This window comes from Clostridium sp. MB05 (assembly GCF_046581255.1).
Taxonomy (GTDB): Bacteria; Bacillota; Clostridia; order Clostridiales; family Clostridiaceae; genus Clostridium.
In genome coordinates this window covers 747,890-763,997 of sequence record NZ_CP174370.1, presented here as the reverse complement: position 1 = coordinate 763,997, position 16,108 = coordinate 747,890, and the positions used below count along the sequence as shown (strand labels likewise).

The window sequence follows — 16,108 nt, the reverse complement described above, 5'->3', positions numbered from 1 at the left end:
TAAAAAGTTATCTCCTTGTTTTTTGGTTTATATATTTAAATTTTTACAACAGCCTTATTTATTTCTCCAATGAATATATATAGCTATTATAGCACATATCCCCATAAGATATGGATAAAATAAAAATTTCATTATTGCAAATGGTGATAAAGCTGCAAGACCTGCCGCTGATATTAGTTGAGCTCCATATGGTATTATACCCTGAAATACACATGAAAACATGTCCATTATTCCTGCAACTCTCTTTGGTTCTAATTCAAATTCATTTGAAATATTTTTAGCTATTGGTCCAACAGTTACTATTGCTACTGTATTATTAGCAGTACAAATATCTACTAAACTTACTAGGGTTGCAATACCATACTCAGCCCCTCTTTTACTTTTAAAATTCTTCAGTCCTTTGTTAAGTATAAAGTCTATTCCACCATTAAACTTTATTATCTCTATTGTTCCAGCTATAAGTAATGAGATTATTATTAGCTCACTCATACCAGCTATTCCATCAGATATAGAATTAAATAATCCCAATAAGTCAAAGCTTCCAAATATAAATCCTATTATACCTGAAGACAAGATTCCAAGTAATAAAACTATTATTACATCAACTCCAAGTAAAGCTGTTATTATAACTATTATATAAGGTAAAATTTTGAATATATTAAAACTTAAAGAATCTAAACTAACTACATTTGCATTTCTTGTTAATACCATGAATATTAACGCAGTTATTATTGCTGCTGGAAGAACTATTATAAAATTCATTTTAAATTTATCTTTCATTTCACAACCTTGAGTTCTTGTTGCTGCTATAGTTGTATCAGATATTATTGAAAGATTATCTCCAAACATAGCACCACTAACTACTGCTCCAACTGCCAATGCTGTTGCTATTCCTGTCTTGTCTGCTATTCCAACTGCAATTGGAACTAATGCAACTATTGTTCCCATTGATGTTCCTATAGATAAAGCTATAAAGCAACCTATAATAAACATTCCAGGTATTAATAGACTACTTGGTAATAAAGATAATCCTAAATTTACAGTTGAGTCTACTGCTCCCATATTTTTAGCAACTTCAGCAAAGGCTCCTGCTAATATAAATATTAATATCATTAATAAAATATTAGTGTTTCCTGCTCCCCTGCAAAAAACTTCTACTTTTTCATCAAACTTTACTTTTCTATTCATAATTAATGCTGTTAGAGCTGCTACTAAAAAAGGAACAATAACTGATACAGCATAAAAATCTTTTGCTATTATAGATGTACCTAAATACACTAATAAGAATACTCCTAATGGAATTAAAGCTAGTCCATTACCTTTGTTTTTCAAAATTTCTTCCTCTCCTTTAAAATATAAATTATTTCTAATAACAAAATTAAAAAAGTCGCAAAGGCGAGCTTGTCGAGCCGTCGACTTTTTTTAGCGCATGTGCATTTCCGAATCTTGCCTGAGGAAAATCTTGCACGCGCACTATATTCACATTTTTTACTCTTTAGGATATAACTTTAATAACTAAATATCTTACAATAATTATGCAAAATAAATATAAAAATATAATTTTCTAAAGAGTAAAAAAAGCTCCTGTAGAAATACAGAAGCTTTACTCACACATATAAAAAATTATAGTTCGCCTCTTATCTACCAGGTTTACCTGCAGGATTTAGCACCTTAAGAATTAATTAAAATTCTTGGTTGCTGGGTTTCATAGGGCCAGTCCCTCCACCACTCTTGATAAGACTTTTAAATTTTGCACTATAATAGTATCAATTTAATATACTATTGTCAATATGAAAAATATTCCTAACACCTTATATAAGTCTTTTATTTTTAAAGTTACTATTAACAATAAAGTATTTAGTGTTAAATGTTCTATAAATAGAAAAAAAGAGATTACATAAAATTAATCTCTCTTTTAATGGTGCGTTATCAGGGGATCGAACCCGGGACACCCTGATTAAGAGTCAGGTGCTCTACCAACTGAGCTAATAACGCATATGGAGCGGGTGATGAGAATCGAACTCACGTAACTTGCTTGGAAGGCAAGGGCTCTACCATTGAGCTACACCCGCAAATATTATTGACAGTAATATTATATATTTAGTAATTATTACTGTCAATAATTAGTTTTACCTTTAAATTATTTCTGTAAGGGATTTTAATAAAATATCTCTAAATCGCTCTCCATGGCTCTTATTTTTATCAGCTTTTTCACATACTTCTTTCCAATCTGAAATAATTAAGCTAGTTCTCTCTTGAAATTCTCTTTCACTTGTTGTCATATAGCTTGAATTTATAACAAATTCCCCTAATTCTTTTGGTGTATTAAAAATTTTTAAATATAAAAATTCTCTATTGTCTCCGTACCAAGTTCTATTAAAGTCTCTAGCAAACTTTTGAAGTGCCCTAATTAATTTATCTTTAGGTAAAGCCCAACACTCCTTTATCATTTTTACATGTCTTCTCATATTATCTGCTTCTTCTTTAGATATTTTTTTATTTTTTTCTCCATCTGAAATTATTATTTCTACTGGAATGTTTGGGACATTAACAACTAACCTTTCCTTTCCATATATCCATTTATAAAAGGCTTCTTGTAAAAATGAATATTGAATATATCCTAACAATATTTTTTCATTTGGAAAGTATGCCCATGTATTATTAAGTCCGTTATTCTTGCAAAAAACTAAGCTATGGATATATATACTTTTTTCATTAGGTAACTTATCCATAAACATATGTCCTCTTATAGTTTTATTTTCATTAATTAATTCTTCCCAGTAATCAAATGAATCATAACTATGTCTCACTGTATCACCTTTCCTTCAGTCTCGTAATATAATATACTATATATATATTATATAGTATATTATACCACCTTTACAAGTATTTTTTAAGAATATAACAAAGTAAATATAAACACTTTATTATAACAATATAATTCTATGTATTAGGATGCACGTATTTTTAGCGTAAAATACCTACTCACCCAATGATATACTTTTATATCTAATTTGAAATAAAAATAAATTTATTTTATAATATTATTAAAGATATAAAAAGGAGGCATGACTTTGTACCACTGTGAAATTTGTGGATCAAAAGCGGATATTCATCATATAGTTCATAAACACGAAGGTGGCTACGATATTAAGTTAAACTATAAATATCTTTGCAACTACCACCATAGAGGGAAACATGGTCCTCATAACTGTATAGAAACTGATTTAAAGTATAAACTTGAATTACAAGATAAGCTTTTTAAGCTCTTACCAAAAGATTACTATACAGCTAAGGAACTTTACAATATTTTAGAAATATCTCATTCTTCTTTAAAAAAGTTAATCAAAAACCTTAAACTATTTAAAGAAGGATACTCTAAAAAAGAAATAATAAAGAACCTCATGGGTGGTAAACTCTACTCCTATGCTATGCTTCAAGAGCTTGAGTTAGAACGTCTTTTCCATAATATTAATATTAGCTAAAATTTAACTTTATATTCAAGTTACCATTTATTTGTATATGTAATTAAATTATAGATATTTTTAATGAATTTTAATAACTTTATATAAATTTTTTCCAATTAAAAAAGCTTCTTAAAGATTATACATTTCTTTAGAAGCTTTTATTTTATTCAATACCTAAAATTTCTAATATGTTCTTTTTCTTAAATAATATTCTAGATCTTTAGTACAACAATACCTTTTCTAATTTAATAGGCTACCCTTAAAGTTCTTTAGCAACCTTATTTATTTTTTCCTTTAGGCTCATTAAATTTTTTCTAATTTCTGTGAATTCCTCACTTAACAAAATCTTATCTCTAACAACAACCTTTCCATCAACTACTACCGTATCTACATTACTAGGATTAGCCGAATAAACTATAGTAGCATAATAATCATATATTGGTTGCATATTAACAGATTTTGTCTCTATTAAAACTAAATCTGCCTTTTTTCCTATTTCTATGGATCCAACATCTTCACTCATTCCTAATACTCTAGCTCCACCTATGGTAGCCATCTCTACTAATTCTATTGATGGTAGTAACGTTCTATCCTTATTAAATAACTTATGTATCTTACCTACTTGTGACATTTGAGTTATTATATCTAAAGTATTTCCACTCATAGGCCCATCCGTTCCAAGCCCTATGCTTATTCCTTCTTCTTTCATCTTGACAATAGGCGCTACACCTTTTGCCCCCTTAGAATTTGCACCTATGTTATGGGATACACCTACTCCTCTTTCTTTTAATATTTTTATATCTTCATCATTAACTAACACTGTATGTGCTGATATAAAATTAGAATCTAATATACCCAAGCTATCTAAATATTGAACTGGAGTTAGATTATACTTTTCTCTATATTCACTTATTTCATAATCCATTTCAGCTACGTGTATAGTTATAGGAACATTATATTCTTTACTTATTTTATATGCTTCTTTTAATGATTCATCTGTATTAGTATATGGTGCATGTGGTGCTATTCCTGGAGTTATTAAAGTATCATTCCTCCATTTTTCAATAAAACGCCTTGAATAATCTAATCCCCCAAAAGGCTCTTTAGTATCTGGCGCGACGAAGTTTACTATGGTTTCACACAATACTCCCCTTATATTTAGTTCTTTAGCAGCCTTTGCAACTTCATCTTCAAAGTAGTACATATCACAAAAAGTAGTTACTCCCCCTAATAACATTTCAGCTATAGCATATTTAGCACCTATATAAGTTAACTTTTCATCAACTAACTTTTGCTCTAATGGAAATAAATATCTTTTTAATCTATCCTTATAATCATCTGCCAAACTTCTAAAAGGAACCATTGATGAATGAGTATGACAATTTATCATTCCTGGCATTAAAATTCCTTCTTTTCCATCTATAACCTCAAATTCACATTCATTTGAGCCTCTATTTTTATTTATATATCTCTCTAGAGAATCATCCTCTAAACTAGCATCTCCAATATATGTTATTTTATTTCCTTCAAAAGCAACTACTCCATTTTCTATAATGTCTTTATTTTCATTCATAGTAATTATAGTAACATTCTTAAATATAGTTACCTTACTTTTTACTTTCATATTGTCCTCCAAGTTATATTTTTATATTAAATTAGACTATGCATAACATAGTCTAATAATTTATTACTTAAATAACGAAACAAACTTCTGAGCCTTTACATCTATTAATCCTTTATCTGTAATTTTAAGAGCTGGGCTAACAGGTAATGACAATGTACTAAATGACATTATTTCATTCATATGAGTATAGCCTAAATCCTTCATCCCTTGCCTTACTTTTTCTAGATTTTTCCCTACTACCTCAATTGGCTCATCACTAACTATTCCACCTATAGGTAAGCTTAACTCAGCTAATACACTACCCTTATTTACAACAACATATCCTCCTCCAGAAGATATAACTTGATTTACAGCTAAAACCATATCCTCAACAGTTCTTCCCATCACCATAAGATTATGGTGATCATGTGCCCACGTAGTTGCTATTGCACCTTCTTTTATAATTCCACCTTCTACTAAGCCAAAAGCTACATTATTGTTTTTACCATATCTTTCAAATACAGCTATTAAGCAGCAGTCTTTATTTTCCCACTCTAAAATGTTATTAGCTATATTTAGTGTAATTTCACCTTCTTCTGTAAAGGTCGTATTCTCAAATACTTTAATAGTCCTACATGTAACTTTATTATTGTATAATTTAGGCACTTTAATTAGTAAATCTTCTTTAGTAATTGGTTTTACTTTTATACTGTTATAAAATCTTTCACTAAATCTGCTCTTTGTTTTAAAATACTCTTCTTTTATTCCTTCTGATTTACTAAATACAACTTCTCCATTTTTATAAACTTCTTCAATCTCAAAGCTATCTAAATCACTAAGTAGAATAAAGTCTGCAATTTTTCCCGGTGCTATTATTCCTATATCTAGAAGTCCCATTCTCATAGATGGAGTATAAGTAGCTACATATACTGCATTTTCTAGTGACATTCCTAATTTCATGGCTTTTTTGACTAATTCATTAAGATGTCCTTTTTTTAACGTATCTGCCATTACATCGTCTGTAGCTAAGCAAAAATGCTCATATAAATTATTCTCTATTAAAAAATTTATATTTTCACTAGTCATTGATTTATGTTGCATTTCTATAAACATACCATTTCTTATTTTTTCTTCAAGAGATGATACGCTTTGTTGAGTATGGTCTCCATTTACACCTCTATAAATATACAAAGATAAATCTACTCCATCAATTTTAGGACAATGTCCCTCTAACGGAAAGTTTCTTTTTTTATTTTTACTAATATTGATTATCTTATTTATAGTAGAATTTTCATCCTCTATTAAATCCTTAAAGTTCATTACTTCTCCGAGACAAAGAACTCTATCACAGGATAATAGTTCCTCTACCTCTCTCACACCAATTTTCCCTCCAGTAGTCTCTAAATCACTTGAGGTTGAAGGTACAGAGCTTGGTATGCCATAAAATATATCTACTTTTTCCTCAGACTTCATAAATTCCTTTATTCCTTCGATTCCAAAAACATTTGCAATCTCATGAGGATCAGCTACAACTGTAGTGACCCCATGTTTTATTACAGCCTTTGAAAATTCGCTCGGAATGGTCATTGAGCTTTCTATATGCATATGTATATCTATTAATCCTGGAATCATGTACTTATTATTACCGTCTATAACATTTTTAGATGTTAACCTGTTCTCATAATTATGTCCTATATGAACAAATTTACAATCATGTATTACAACATCACCTTTTATGAATTTTTTAAAATAACTGTTATATACATTTAAATTTTTTATAATTAATTGTACTTCCATTCTCTCACCCATTTAATACTAGTTCATTATTCTGTTCCAAGTATTAATCCATTGCTCCATTAATGGATTTACAAATTTGAAATCTATTATTTTTGCATTATCAACTACTGCTCCATATGTTAAATTCTTAGAATCTTCTTCGGTTAATTTAACTTCTGTATTAACTGGTGCTTCCTTTAAAGCTTTAGCTGTTTTCTCTTGAACTTCTGGACTTAAAGCATAATTTATAAACTCATACGCTAATTCTTTGTTCTTTGAATTCTTATTTATATTAATTGTGTTGAAGTTTAAGTAAGTTCCTGATTCTGGAACTATATTTTTAACTCCTGGCTTAGCTTTTGCAATTGTATCATATGCGAAATCTGATGCTACAGCTGCAACTATTTCTCCACTTGAGAACATATTAGCTAAATCTGATGATTTGCTATAAGTCTTAACAACATTTGGCTTTAAAGCCTCTAGTTCTTTAAAGGCTGCCTCACCTTTATCTGATTTGATATCAACCCCTGCTTTAGTTGCCGCAATATCTACTATTGCTGGCCCATTAGTAGTAGTTATATCGGGTATAGCTATTTTATTTTTTAATTCCGGTTTCCATAAATCTTCCCATGAATTTATCTCTATTCCAGCCGATGGATCTACTACTATTCCTATACTGTTTAATGTATAAGCTGGCCCATATCCTCTTTCTACAGTAGCTTTAGCTTTTTCATTTATATTTTCAGCATTTGGTATTTTTGAGTAATCTATTTTTTCAAATATACCTGCTTCTATACCTTGTTCAGCAAATGACTCTGCTAAATAAGTTATATCTATATTAGAATTAGGATTGTTCTTCATTTTAGTTAGTCTTTCAGAATTATTTCCAACCTCTAAAACAATCTCTACTCCATGTTCCTTAGCAAAAGGTTCAAACACTGTTTCTTTTAATACATCTTCATTTAGTCCCCATGTTGAAATTACAAGTTTTTTGTTTGATGCAGCATCTCCAGATTTGTTACATCCTACTAAAGCTGTTGATAAAATTAATCCTGTTAATAATAATGCTAAAATTCTCTTCTTCATAAATATTCTCCTTTATCTTATGCAAATTTTATAATATAACTATTTTATTTGATGGTAATTGAATCTTTACTTTATCTCCTTTTTCATATATAAGGCTATTTTCACTATTCACAATTATGCTACCCACAGATGTTTTAACATCATATTGGTATGCTTTCCCTAAGAATGTTCTTATTTCTATGATACCATCTATTGTATTTTCTAGCTCTTCATTAACTATCTTTATATCATCTGGTCTTATAGTTGCTTTAACATCTATTTGATCCTTTGATTTGTCCACCTTAAATTCAGCTCCACATTCACTACAATAAGTATCCTTTGAAACCTTTTTTAAATTAATGAAGTTTTCAAATCCTACAAACCTTGCAACAAACTCTGTAGCTGGATTTGAATAAATATTTTCCGGAGTATCAAATTGTTCTATGACTCCTTTATTAAGTACTGCTACTCTATCTGAGATTGAGAAGCACTCTTCTTGATCATGAGTAACAAATAATGTTGTTATTCCTAGTTTTTGTTGAAGTTTTCTTATCTCAACTCTCATCTTAAGCCTTAACTTTGCATCAAGATTACTTAAGGGTTCATCTAAGAGTAAAAGTCTTGGTTCTATAACTAATGCCCTTGCTATAGCTACTCTTTGTTTTTGTCCCCCAGATAATTCTTTAGGATACCTCTTTGCTAAGTGAGTCATATCTACAGTTTCTAATATTTCATCTACCTTTACTTTTATTTTATCCTTAGGCATATTTTTCATCTTTAAGCCAAAGGCTACATTTTCTTCAACTGTTAAATGTGGAAATAATGCGTAACTTTGGAACACTAGTCCAAAATTTCTATTATGAACAGGTATCTTTGTATAATCTTCATTCTCTAATAAAAACTTACCTGCAGTTGGCTCTATAAATCCTGCAACAACTCTTAAAGTTGTAGTCTTTCCACATCCACTTGGCCCAAGAAGAGATACCAGCTCTCCCTTTTTAACTTTTAGATTTAAATTTTCTAATATATTATTTTTTTTATCATATGAAACATTTATGCTTTGTAAATTTATTAAATCCATTTTACTTGTCCTCCAACTCTTTATTAGTCATAACTTTATCCTGCAAAATTATTAAGACCTAGGGTCTTTTCTAATATGTACATAATTCCAATAGTTAATATCATTAATATTACTGACAATGCTGATACTGTTGGATCATAATTATACTCAACATAGTTCATCATTGTTATAGGTAATGTACTTACCCCTGGTCCAGTTAAAAACATAGATACTGGAACATTATTAAATGAATTTATAAAAGCTAACATAAATGCTGCCATTACTCCTGATGTTATATTAGGTAATACTACTTTAAAGAAAGTTAATGATTTTTTGCATCCTAAGCTCATAGCTGCTTCTTCTATTGAATAGTCAAATACTTCTAAACTAGATCCAATAACTCTTATTATGTAAGGAATAATTACTAATGTATGTCCAATAAATAAACTAATATGTACTGAAAGACTTAACTTTACTAATAAGAATTGGAATAGTGAAAATCCAACTACTATACCAGGTATTATTAGCGGTGAGAAGAAGAAGCTTTTAATAGCAGCTTTTCCTCTAAAGTCATATCTACTTAATCCATAAGCTGCAGGAGTACCTATAATTAAAGCCGCTAATGTAGCTACTCCCGATATTACAAAACTGGTAATCATACTGCTTATAAAAGCTTCTGATTTAAATACTGTTAAAAACCATTTTAAAGTGAATCCTTTTGGTGGGAATGCTATATAGTTTTCTGTTCCTATACTTGTCATAGCAATAATAACTAATGGCGCAAATAAGAATATATATACTAATACAACAAAAGCTGTTAGAAATTTATTTTTTTTCATCTTATGAAACACCCCTCTTATCTAGTTTTGACGCTAGGAAGTTGATTCCCTTTATAACTATTAATGTAACTACAATCATTATAGTGGCTACTACTGCAGCTCCTTGCCAATCTCCCAATGTCATGGTTTTTTGATATATTAATGTGGCCAAAACTGTATTTTTGTTTCCACCTAATAGTTGTGGAGTCGTATATGCAGTTAAAGAGCCTGTAAATACTAAAACTGTTCCAACTATTAATCCTGGTAAACTAAGTGGAAATATAACCTTGAAAAATGCCTTTAATTTACTTGCTCCCAGACTTTCTGCTGCTTCTAATAAATCATTTTCTACATTTTCCATAACCCCAACAAGAGAAATAATCATTAAAGGTAAGAAAATATATACTGTACCAACTATAATTGCGCCTTCTGTATACAAAAGTGATAGTGGTTCATTTATCATATTTAACTTTATAAGTAAGCTATTAATAACACCATTTTTCCCTAAAATGCTCATCCAAGCAAATGAACGAACAACTGAATTTGTTAAAACAGGAAATACTGTTAATGCAATAAGTAAACCTCTTAACTTTTTAGATATTCTTGATATGTAATACGCTACTGGTACACCTATAATCATACAAATTGCAGATGATATTAATGATACCTTAATGGTCCTCCAGAATATTAACATCATATATGAATCTTTAAAGAAATTTGTATATTGGCTAAACATTCCTCCAGCTGTATTTGTCAATGTAGGAATTATCGTGCCTAATAGTGGAACTATCATAAAGTATGCTACCAATACTACACAGGGTATAAATAGTATATAATGACTTTTTCGCTTCATTTTTTCATTTCCCCTCTAAATAATTCGTTAATATACGAATATTTTAACATTTTTTATTCATATTATAAGTTTATTTTACTTTTTTATACGAACAATGTCAACTTTTTATTTTTTATATTTCGTTTTAAGTCTATTTTTAATATTAATTTTAACTAAAATTATGTTTCATAATCACATATTTATGATTTAATTCAATTTCTACATTTTCTTTCCATAGCCAAATCACGAATATTCTTTTCTTATATATAGATTAAAATATCTTTATACTACTTTTTTATAAAAAATTTTAAGTTTAATTCTTTTTTGTTGACATTAGCATATTATATAACTATAATAATTAGTAATAAATATTTAAACACGTTGAAGAGAAGAGTAAACTACGTTTCATTTTCAGAGAGAGATATGTTTGGTGAAATTATCTTACTTGAATTTAGTTGAAGACCACCTCTGAGTGACTCTAATAAAGTCCGTTTATATCACGTTACGATATTCTTAAGAGGCCTTATTGTAGGCAATTAAGGGTGGAACCGCGGGAAAATTAGAATTTATACTCTCGTCCCTTCTATTTATATAGAAGAGACGGGAGTTTTTTTATTTACTTTTTAAATTTGTATTACGAAGGGAGAAATAAATATGATTAAAATTACTTTAAAAGATGGATCAGTAAAAGAATTTGAAGCTAGTATTTCTGTTTTAGATATAGCTAAATCAATTAGTGAAGGCTTAGCTAGAAATGCTTGTTGTGGAATAGTTAATGGAGAGGTTGTAGATTTACGTTATGTTGTAAATCAAGATAGCGAACTTGCAATTTGCACATTTGATTCTCAAGAAGGAAAAGATGCATTAAGACACAGTATATCTCACGTTTTAGCTTATGCAGTTAAAAGATTATATCCTAATGCAAAACTAGCTATAGGACCTGCTATAAGTGATGGTTTCTATTATGATTTTGATGTAGAAAATTCATTTACAGCTGAAGACTTAGTTAAAATAGAAGATGAAATGAAAAAAATAATAAAAGAAAATCCTTCTATCGAAAGATTTGAATTACCAAGAGTTGAAGCAATAAAGCTTATGGAAGAAGCTAATGAACCATATAAGGTTGAATTAATAAATGACTTAGACGAAAATGAAGTTATATCTTTCTATAAAATGGGTGACTTTGTTGACTTATGTGCAGGTCCTCATTTAATATCATTAAAATCAGTTAAAGCTATTAAACTTATTAGAAGTGCAGGTGCTTACTGGAAAGGTAATGAAAAGAATAAAATGCTTTCAAGAGTATATGGAACAGCCTTCTTAAAGAAAGCTGATTTAGATGCTCACTTAGAAGCATTAGAAGAAGCTAAAAAGAGAGATCATAATAAGTTAGGTAGAGAACTTAAAATATTTACAACTGATGAAAATGTAGGTCAAGGATTACCATTAATAATGCCTAAGGGAGCAAAAATGATACAACTTCTTCAAAGATGGGTTGAGGATGAAGAAGAAAAAAGAGGTTATGTATTTACTAAAACTCCTTCTATGTCTAAAAATGACTTATTTAAGGTTTCAGGACACTGGGATCACTATAAAGACGGTATGTTTGTTTTAGGTGATGAAGACCATGATCCAGAAGTTATGGCATTAAGACCTATGACTTGTCCATTCCAATATACTATTTATAATGCTGAGCAACACAGCTATAGAGAGTTACCAATAAGATATGCTGAAACTTCTACTTTATATAGAAATGAATCATCAGGTGAAATGCATGGATTAATTCGTGTAAGACAATTTACTTTATCTGATGGTCATATAGTTTGTAGACCTGATCAAATTGAAGAAGAATTCAAGGGTTGTGTTGAGTTAATAAATCATATAATGTCTACTTTAGGAATTGATGAAGATATTTCATTTAGATTCTCTAAATGGGATCCAAAGAACACTGAAAAGTATATAAATAACCCTGAAGCCTGGGAAGATACTCAAGTGTTAATGAAAGGAATATTAGATCATCTTGGCATTAACTACGTAGAAGCTGAAGGTGAGGCTGCATTCTACGGACCTAAACTTGACATTCAATTTAAAAATGTTCATGGAAAAGAAGATACAATAATCACTATTCAAATCGACTTTGCTCTTGCAGAAAGATTTGGTATGACTTATATAGATAAAGACGGTAATAAGAAACGTCCATATATAATTCATAGATCTTCAATTGGATGTTATGAAAGAACTTTAGCTATGCTTATTGAAAAATATGCTGGTGCATTCCCAACTTGGCTTGCTCCTGCTCAAGCAATAGTTCTTCCTATTTCTGATAAATATAATGACTATGCTGAGTCTATAGTTAAAGATTTCAAAAATGCAGGAATAAGAATTTCTGGAGACTACAGAGCAGAAAAGATCGGCTATAAAATTAGAGAAGCTAGACTTGAAAGAATCCCTTACATTTTAGTTGTTGGTGAAAAAGAAGCTACTAACAATGAGGCTTCAGTAAGAAGCAGAAAAAATGGCGAAGAAGGTGCAATTCCAGTTTCAGAATTGAAGAATAGATTAATCTTAGAAATAGCAAATAAAGAAAAATAATATAAAGCAGGTATTTGAAGTTAATCAAATACCTGCTTTTTTCATTATTTATTTTCTTCAATAAGTTTTTTCATCTTATTTTGAAGTAACCATATCTTCTTTTGCTTTCTATTATAAGATACCATTCTATCTTTATTATTTGTACTTGATTCTAATAATTTTGTACAATTTTCTTCAGCCATCTTTAAAGCATCATTAAGAATTTGAAGTTCTTCCTTTGTAAACATAACAAACCACTCCCTATAATTAATTTGTATTCTATATTTAATAATTAAATCAATTAGAATTTTATTTATTATCACTAATAACTTTCATTGCTTTTTCTTATTTAATATTATTTATTATATCAAAAGTATTGCGAAATTTAAAATATAAAACTTTAAAGAACTAAATAAGAAAAAGTTAGATTGTTCTGTATTATATAATCTAACTTGTATGAACCGCTTTATTATATCTTTAATTTATAAAAAGGGGTGCACGTTTCGTTACCCCCATTCATATTGTGAACTTGTTTCAAGGTATGAATAATTTTAACCTACTTTATTTTAGGATGTTTTTCTAGACATTTAGCTAATTCTAAAGCATTTTGAGAATACATTTCCGTTCTTAAATGAGAAGTTTCTAAAACCTAAATTTGTTAAGTAAGCATTAAATAGACTTTGACAAGTCCCAAGATCTCATCCTAATGTAACTTTTACCTTTATTATATATGCATCATTCTCAAAATTTTCAACTACTAATTAAAATTTATCTATGATTTTGCTATTAGTAACTATATAGTCTATCTTAACATCGTGTGCCTCGGCATCTATACTTTCAACTATTTGAATATCATAAGCTAAGGCCACTTTATTATTTTTATATTTTATATCTTCTAAATACCTATCGTAATAACCTCCGCCATATCCTATCCTATTTCCTTTATTATCAAAGACTACTCCTGGGACTATTATTAAATCTATATTTGTTTTTTCTATAAAATTAGAATCATCGTATGGCTCCAATATTCCCATGGAGTTTTTCTTTAATTCATTAAATGAATTTAACTTTATTGCTTTCATAGATTTATCACCCTTATATATTTTAGGAATGAAAACTTCTTTTCTATCATTTAATGATTTTTCTATTATATTTATTGTATTTATTTCATTACTAAAATTTATATAAATAAAAATACTCTTGGCATTTTTATATAGTTCACTATTTACTAACTTATTAAATATATTATTATCCATATATTCTTTTTCGTTCCTAACTAAAGCATCTCTTATTGATAATATTTCATTTCTTAATTTTCTTTTATCTTCTTTATTCATAATATTCTCCTTAAGTCAGATAGTTTATAAATATTTTCTCAACTATACTTTCTAATTCCCTTTATAATATAGGATAATCCAAGTCCCAAAAATGCCGCTACTGTTCCAAACATAAGATTACCTGTAAGCAATCCAATTGCAGTACCTGCAATAAATCCTCCTACCATTATAAATTCATCCTTTTCTTCAGAATCTTCATTAATCTCATTTTCTAATTTAGTTCCATCATTATCTTTATTCTCACATGTAATATCCCCATCTCTTACTAAATCATCTAATGTTATTTTAAACAAATCACTTAACACTATTAATTTATCTATTTCAGGATATGTTTGACCAGACTCCCATTTTGAAACTGCCTGCCGAGATACAGATAATATTTCTGCTAATTTTTCTTGAGATAATCCCTTTTCCTTTCTTAAAACTTGTAATTTTTCTGAAAATTTCAATCTTATCACCTCTATTAAAACATACCTAATTATAAACTTTCATACTACCAATTAACACTTGCTTTTTGTCAACCTAAAGTTGCCATTCTGTTAAAATACATAAGTTTTCTATATTTATAACTCATGCACATTATATTATTATAATATATATTGACACTATTTAATCAAGTTCACTAATTAACAATCTCTGTACTAAATATCCATTGTTTTTCTTCTATATTCCTACCCTTAATAGTAACATTATTACCATTTACTTCTATATAAACTCCTTTGATATAGTCTGCTTCTCTCCTATAACCCTTTTCTTCATTTGGATCAGGTATAATAGTATAATGAACAGCCCCTGTATTAACTATTGTAAATGGTTTGTTTAAAATTACACTGTTTTCATTCAAGTCACTATGAGTGTGAGATGCAAACATTATTACTTCTGGATATTGTGCTAATATCTCTTTAATTTCTTCACTTTGTTTAACACCAATCCATGAATTATTTCCATAATCTAAGTGTTGATGTAGAAATACAAATATCGGCTTTCCTTTTTGGTGATTTTCAGCTAGTTTTTCTTTAAACCATTCTAATTGTTTATTAGATATAAATGCTGTTACTGAATTTAAAGTTTCAGAATTACCATCTTCAGATCCTAGTGATATAAAATGATAATCTTTTATCCATTTATCATGATATACCTTTTCTTCTCCGGAAAACTCAAGATATTTATTCATAAATATTTGAACTTGCTCTGGGGCATTCGTTTCAGTATTATAATCAAAAAATTCATGATTCCCAATATTTTTAATAATTGTTCCAGGTAAGAACTCTTTATTTTTCTCTAAAGCTTTTTGTACTGAATCATATTGTTCATCTAATCCTTGATCTACAACATCACCATTTAACACTAATGCATCCATATTAGGATTTATTGTATATAAATCATTAATAGCCTTTTGAAAATGATCAATATTCTCATGAACATCTCCTAACACAGCAAAAGTAAGATCTGAATTTGATGTTGTTGTTGCTGTTGTAATCTTAGGAATTGCTTTAGATTTATTTATATATGTAACTGATATTACTCCTAAAAAGATTATTATAATTGTACTAATGATTAATTTAAATTTTTTCATTTT

At 28.8% G+C, this 16,108-nt stretch carries 14 protein-coding genes, 2 tRNA genes, 1 riboswitch and 1 other annotated feature; of the genes, 2 read left to right on the top strand and 14 right to left on the bottom strand.

Annotated features, from left to right (window positions below; translation table 11 throughout):
* Positions 1–54: 54 nt before the first annotated feature.
* From ACH36K_RS03845 to ACH36K_RS03830, 4 genes are all read right to left on the bottom strand, one after another.
* On the bottom strand, positions 55–1,332 hold the full coding sequence (locus tag ACH36K_RS03845; RefSeq protein ID WP_411169641.1) for a Na+/H+ antiporter NhaC family protein: 1,278 nt from the start codon (positions 1,330–1,332) through the stop codon (positions 55–57).
* Between the two features lie 302 nt (positions 1,333–1,634).
* Positions 1,635–1,741: riboswitch (SAM riboswitch) on the bottom strand.
* Positions 1,742–1,919: 178 nt separating this feature from the next.
* Positions 1,920–1,995: transfer RNA gene (locus tag ACH36K_RS03840), tRNA-Lys, on the bottom strand.
* A gap of 3 nt (positions 1,996–1,998) precedes the next feature.
* A tRNA-Gly gene (locus ACH36K_RS03835) sits at positions 1,999–2,072 on the bottom strand.
* 63 nt (positions 2,073–2,135) lie between these two features.
* Complete coding sequence (locus ACH36K_RS03830; protein ID WP_411169640.1) at positions 2,136–2,810, bottom strand: hypothetical protein; 675 nt, start codon at positions 2,808–2,810, stop codon at positions 2,136–2,138.
* 264 nt (positions 2,811–3,074) lie between these two features.
* Between ACH36K_RS03830 and ACH36K_RS03825 the strand changes: the two genes are divergently transcribed.
* Positions 3,075–3,485: an HNH endonuclease signature motif containing protein gene (locus ACH36K_RS03825; protein ID WP_411169639.1), complete on the top strand. Its 411-nt coding sequence runs from the start codon at positions 3,075–3,077 to the stop codon at positions 3,483–3,485.
* 241 nt (positions 3,486–3,726) lie between these two features.
* Here the strand turns inward: ACH36K_RS03825 and ACH36K_RS03820 are convergent, their stop codons facing one another.
* The 6 genes from ACH36K_RS03820 to ACH36K_RS03795 all read right to left on the bottom strand — a co-directional run bounded on the left by ACH36K_RS03820 (position 3,727) and on the right by ACH36K_RS03795 (position 10,642).
* A complete protein-coding gene (locus ACH36K_RS03820) occupies positions 3,727–5,091 on the bottom strand; it encodes an amidohydrolase (RefSeq protein WP_411169638.1) in 1,365 nt (454 codons plus the stop codon).
* 63 nt (positions 5,092–5,154) lie between these two features.
* Complete coding sequence (locus ACH36K_RS03815; protein WP_411169637.1) at positions 5,155–6,867, bottom strand: adenine deaminase; 1,713 nt, start codon at positions 6,865–6,867, stop codon at positions 5,155–5,157.
* Positions 6,868–6,885: 18 nt separating this feature from the next.
* Positions 6,886–7,932 carry a polyamine ABC transporter substrate-binding protein gene (locus tag ACH36K_RS03810; RefSeq protein ID WP_411169636.1) on the bottom strand — a complete coding sequence of 349 codons (1,047 nt, stop codon included), beginning with the start codon at positions 7,930–7,932 and terminating at the stop codon, positions 6,886–6,888.
* Positions 7,933–7,960: 28 nt separating this feature from the next.
* Positions 7,961–8,992, bottom strand: coding sequence for an ABC transporter ATP-binding protein (locus ACH36K_RS03805; protein WP_411169635.1), 1,032 nt, complete (start codon positions 8,990–8,992; stop codon positions 7,961–7,963).
* Between the two features lie 35 nt (positions 8,993–9,027).
* Positions 9,028–9,810 carry an ABC transporter permease gene (locus ACH36K_RS03800; protein WP_411169634.1) on the bottom strand — a complete coding sequence of 261 codons (783 nt, stop codon included), beginning with the start codon at positions 9,808–9,810 and terminating at the stop codon, positions 9,028–9,030.
* A 1-nt stretch (position 9,811) separates the two neighbouring features.
* The gene (locus ACH36K_RS03795) at positions 9,812–10,642 is read right to left on the bottom strand and encodes an ABC transporter permease (protein WP_411169633.1); all 831 of its coding nucleotides are present in this window, start codon (positions 10,640–10,642) and stop codon (positions 9,812–9,814) included.
* Between the two features lie 351 nt (positions 10,643–10,993).
* Positions 10,994–11,206 (top strand) — a binding site (T-box leader).
* A gap of 69 nt (positions 11,207–11,275) precedes the next feature.
* On the opposite strand from ACH36K_RS03795, the gene thrS reads away from it, so the two are divergent.
* Positions 11,276–13,213, top strand: a complete 1,938-nt coding sequence (thrS, locus tag ACH36K_RS03790; protein ID WP_411169632.1) for a threonine--tRNA ligase — start codon at positions 11,276–11,278, stop codon at positions 13,211–13,213.
* Between the two features lie 44 nt (positions 13,214–13,257).
* On the opposite strand, the gene ACH36K_RS03785 is transcribed toward thrS, so the two are convergent.
* The 4 genes from ACH36K_RS03785 to ACH36K_RS03770 form a co-directional block, all read right to left on the bottom strand.
* Positions 13,258–13,440: a hypothetical protein gene (locus ACH36K_RS03785; RefSeq protein WP_411169631.1), complete on the bottom strand. Its 183-nt coding sequence runs from the start codon at positions 13,438–13,440 to the stop codon at positions 13,258–13,260.
* Between the two features lie 513 nt (positions 13,441–13,953).
* On the bottom strand, positions 13,954–14,529 hold the full coding sequence (locus ACH36K_RS03780; RefSeq protein WP_411169630.1) for a 5-formyltetrahydrofolate cyclo-ligase: 576 nt from the start codon (positions 14,527–14,529) through the stop codon (positions 13,954–13,956).
* A gap of 38 nt (positions 14,530–14,567) precedes the next feature.
* Positions 14,568–14,987: a helix-turn-helix domain-containing protein gene (locus ACH36K_RS03775; protein WP_411169629.1), complete on the bottom strand. Its 420-nt coding sequence runs from the start codon at positions 14,985–14,987 to the stop codon at positions 14,568–14,570.
* 164 nt (positions 14,988–15,151) lie between these two features.
* The gene (locus ACH36K_RS03770) at positions 15,152–16,105 is read right to left on the bottom strand and encodes a metallophosphoesterase family protein (RefSeq protein ID WP_411169628.1); all 954 of its coding nucleotides are present in this window, start codon (positions 16,103–16,105) and stop codon (positions 15,152–15,154) included.
* Positions 16,106–16,108: the final 3 nt, after the last annotated feature.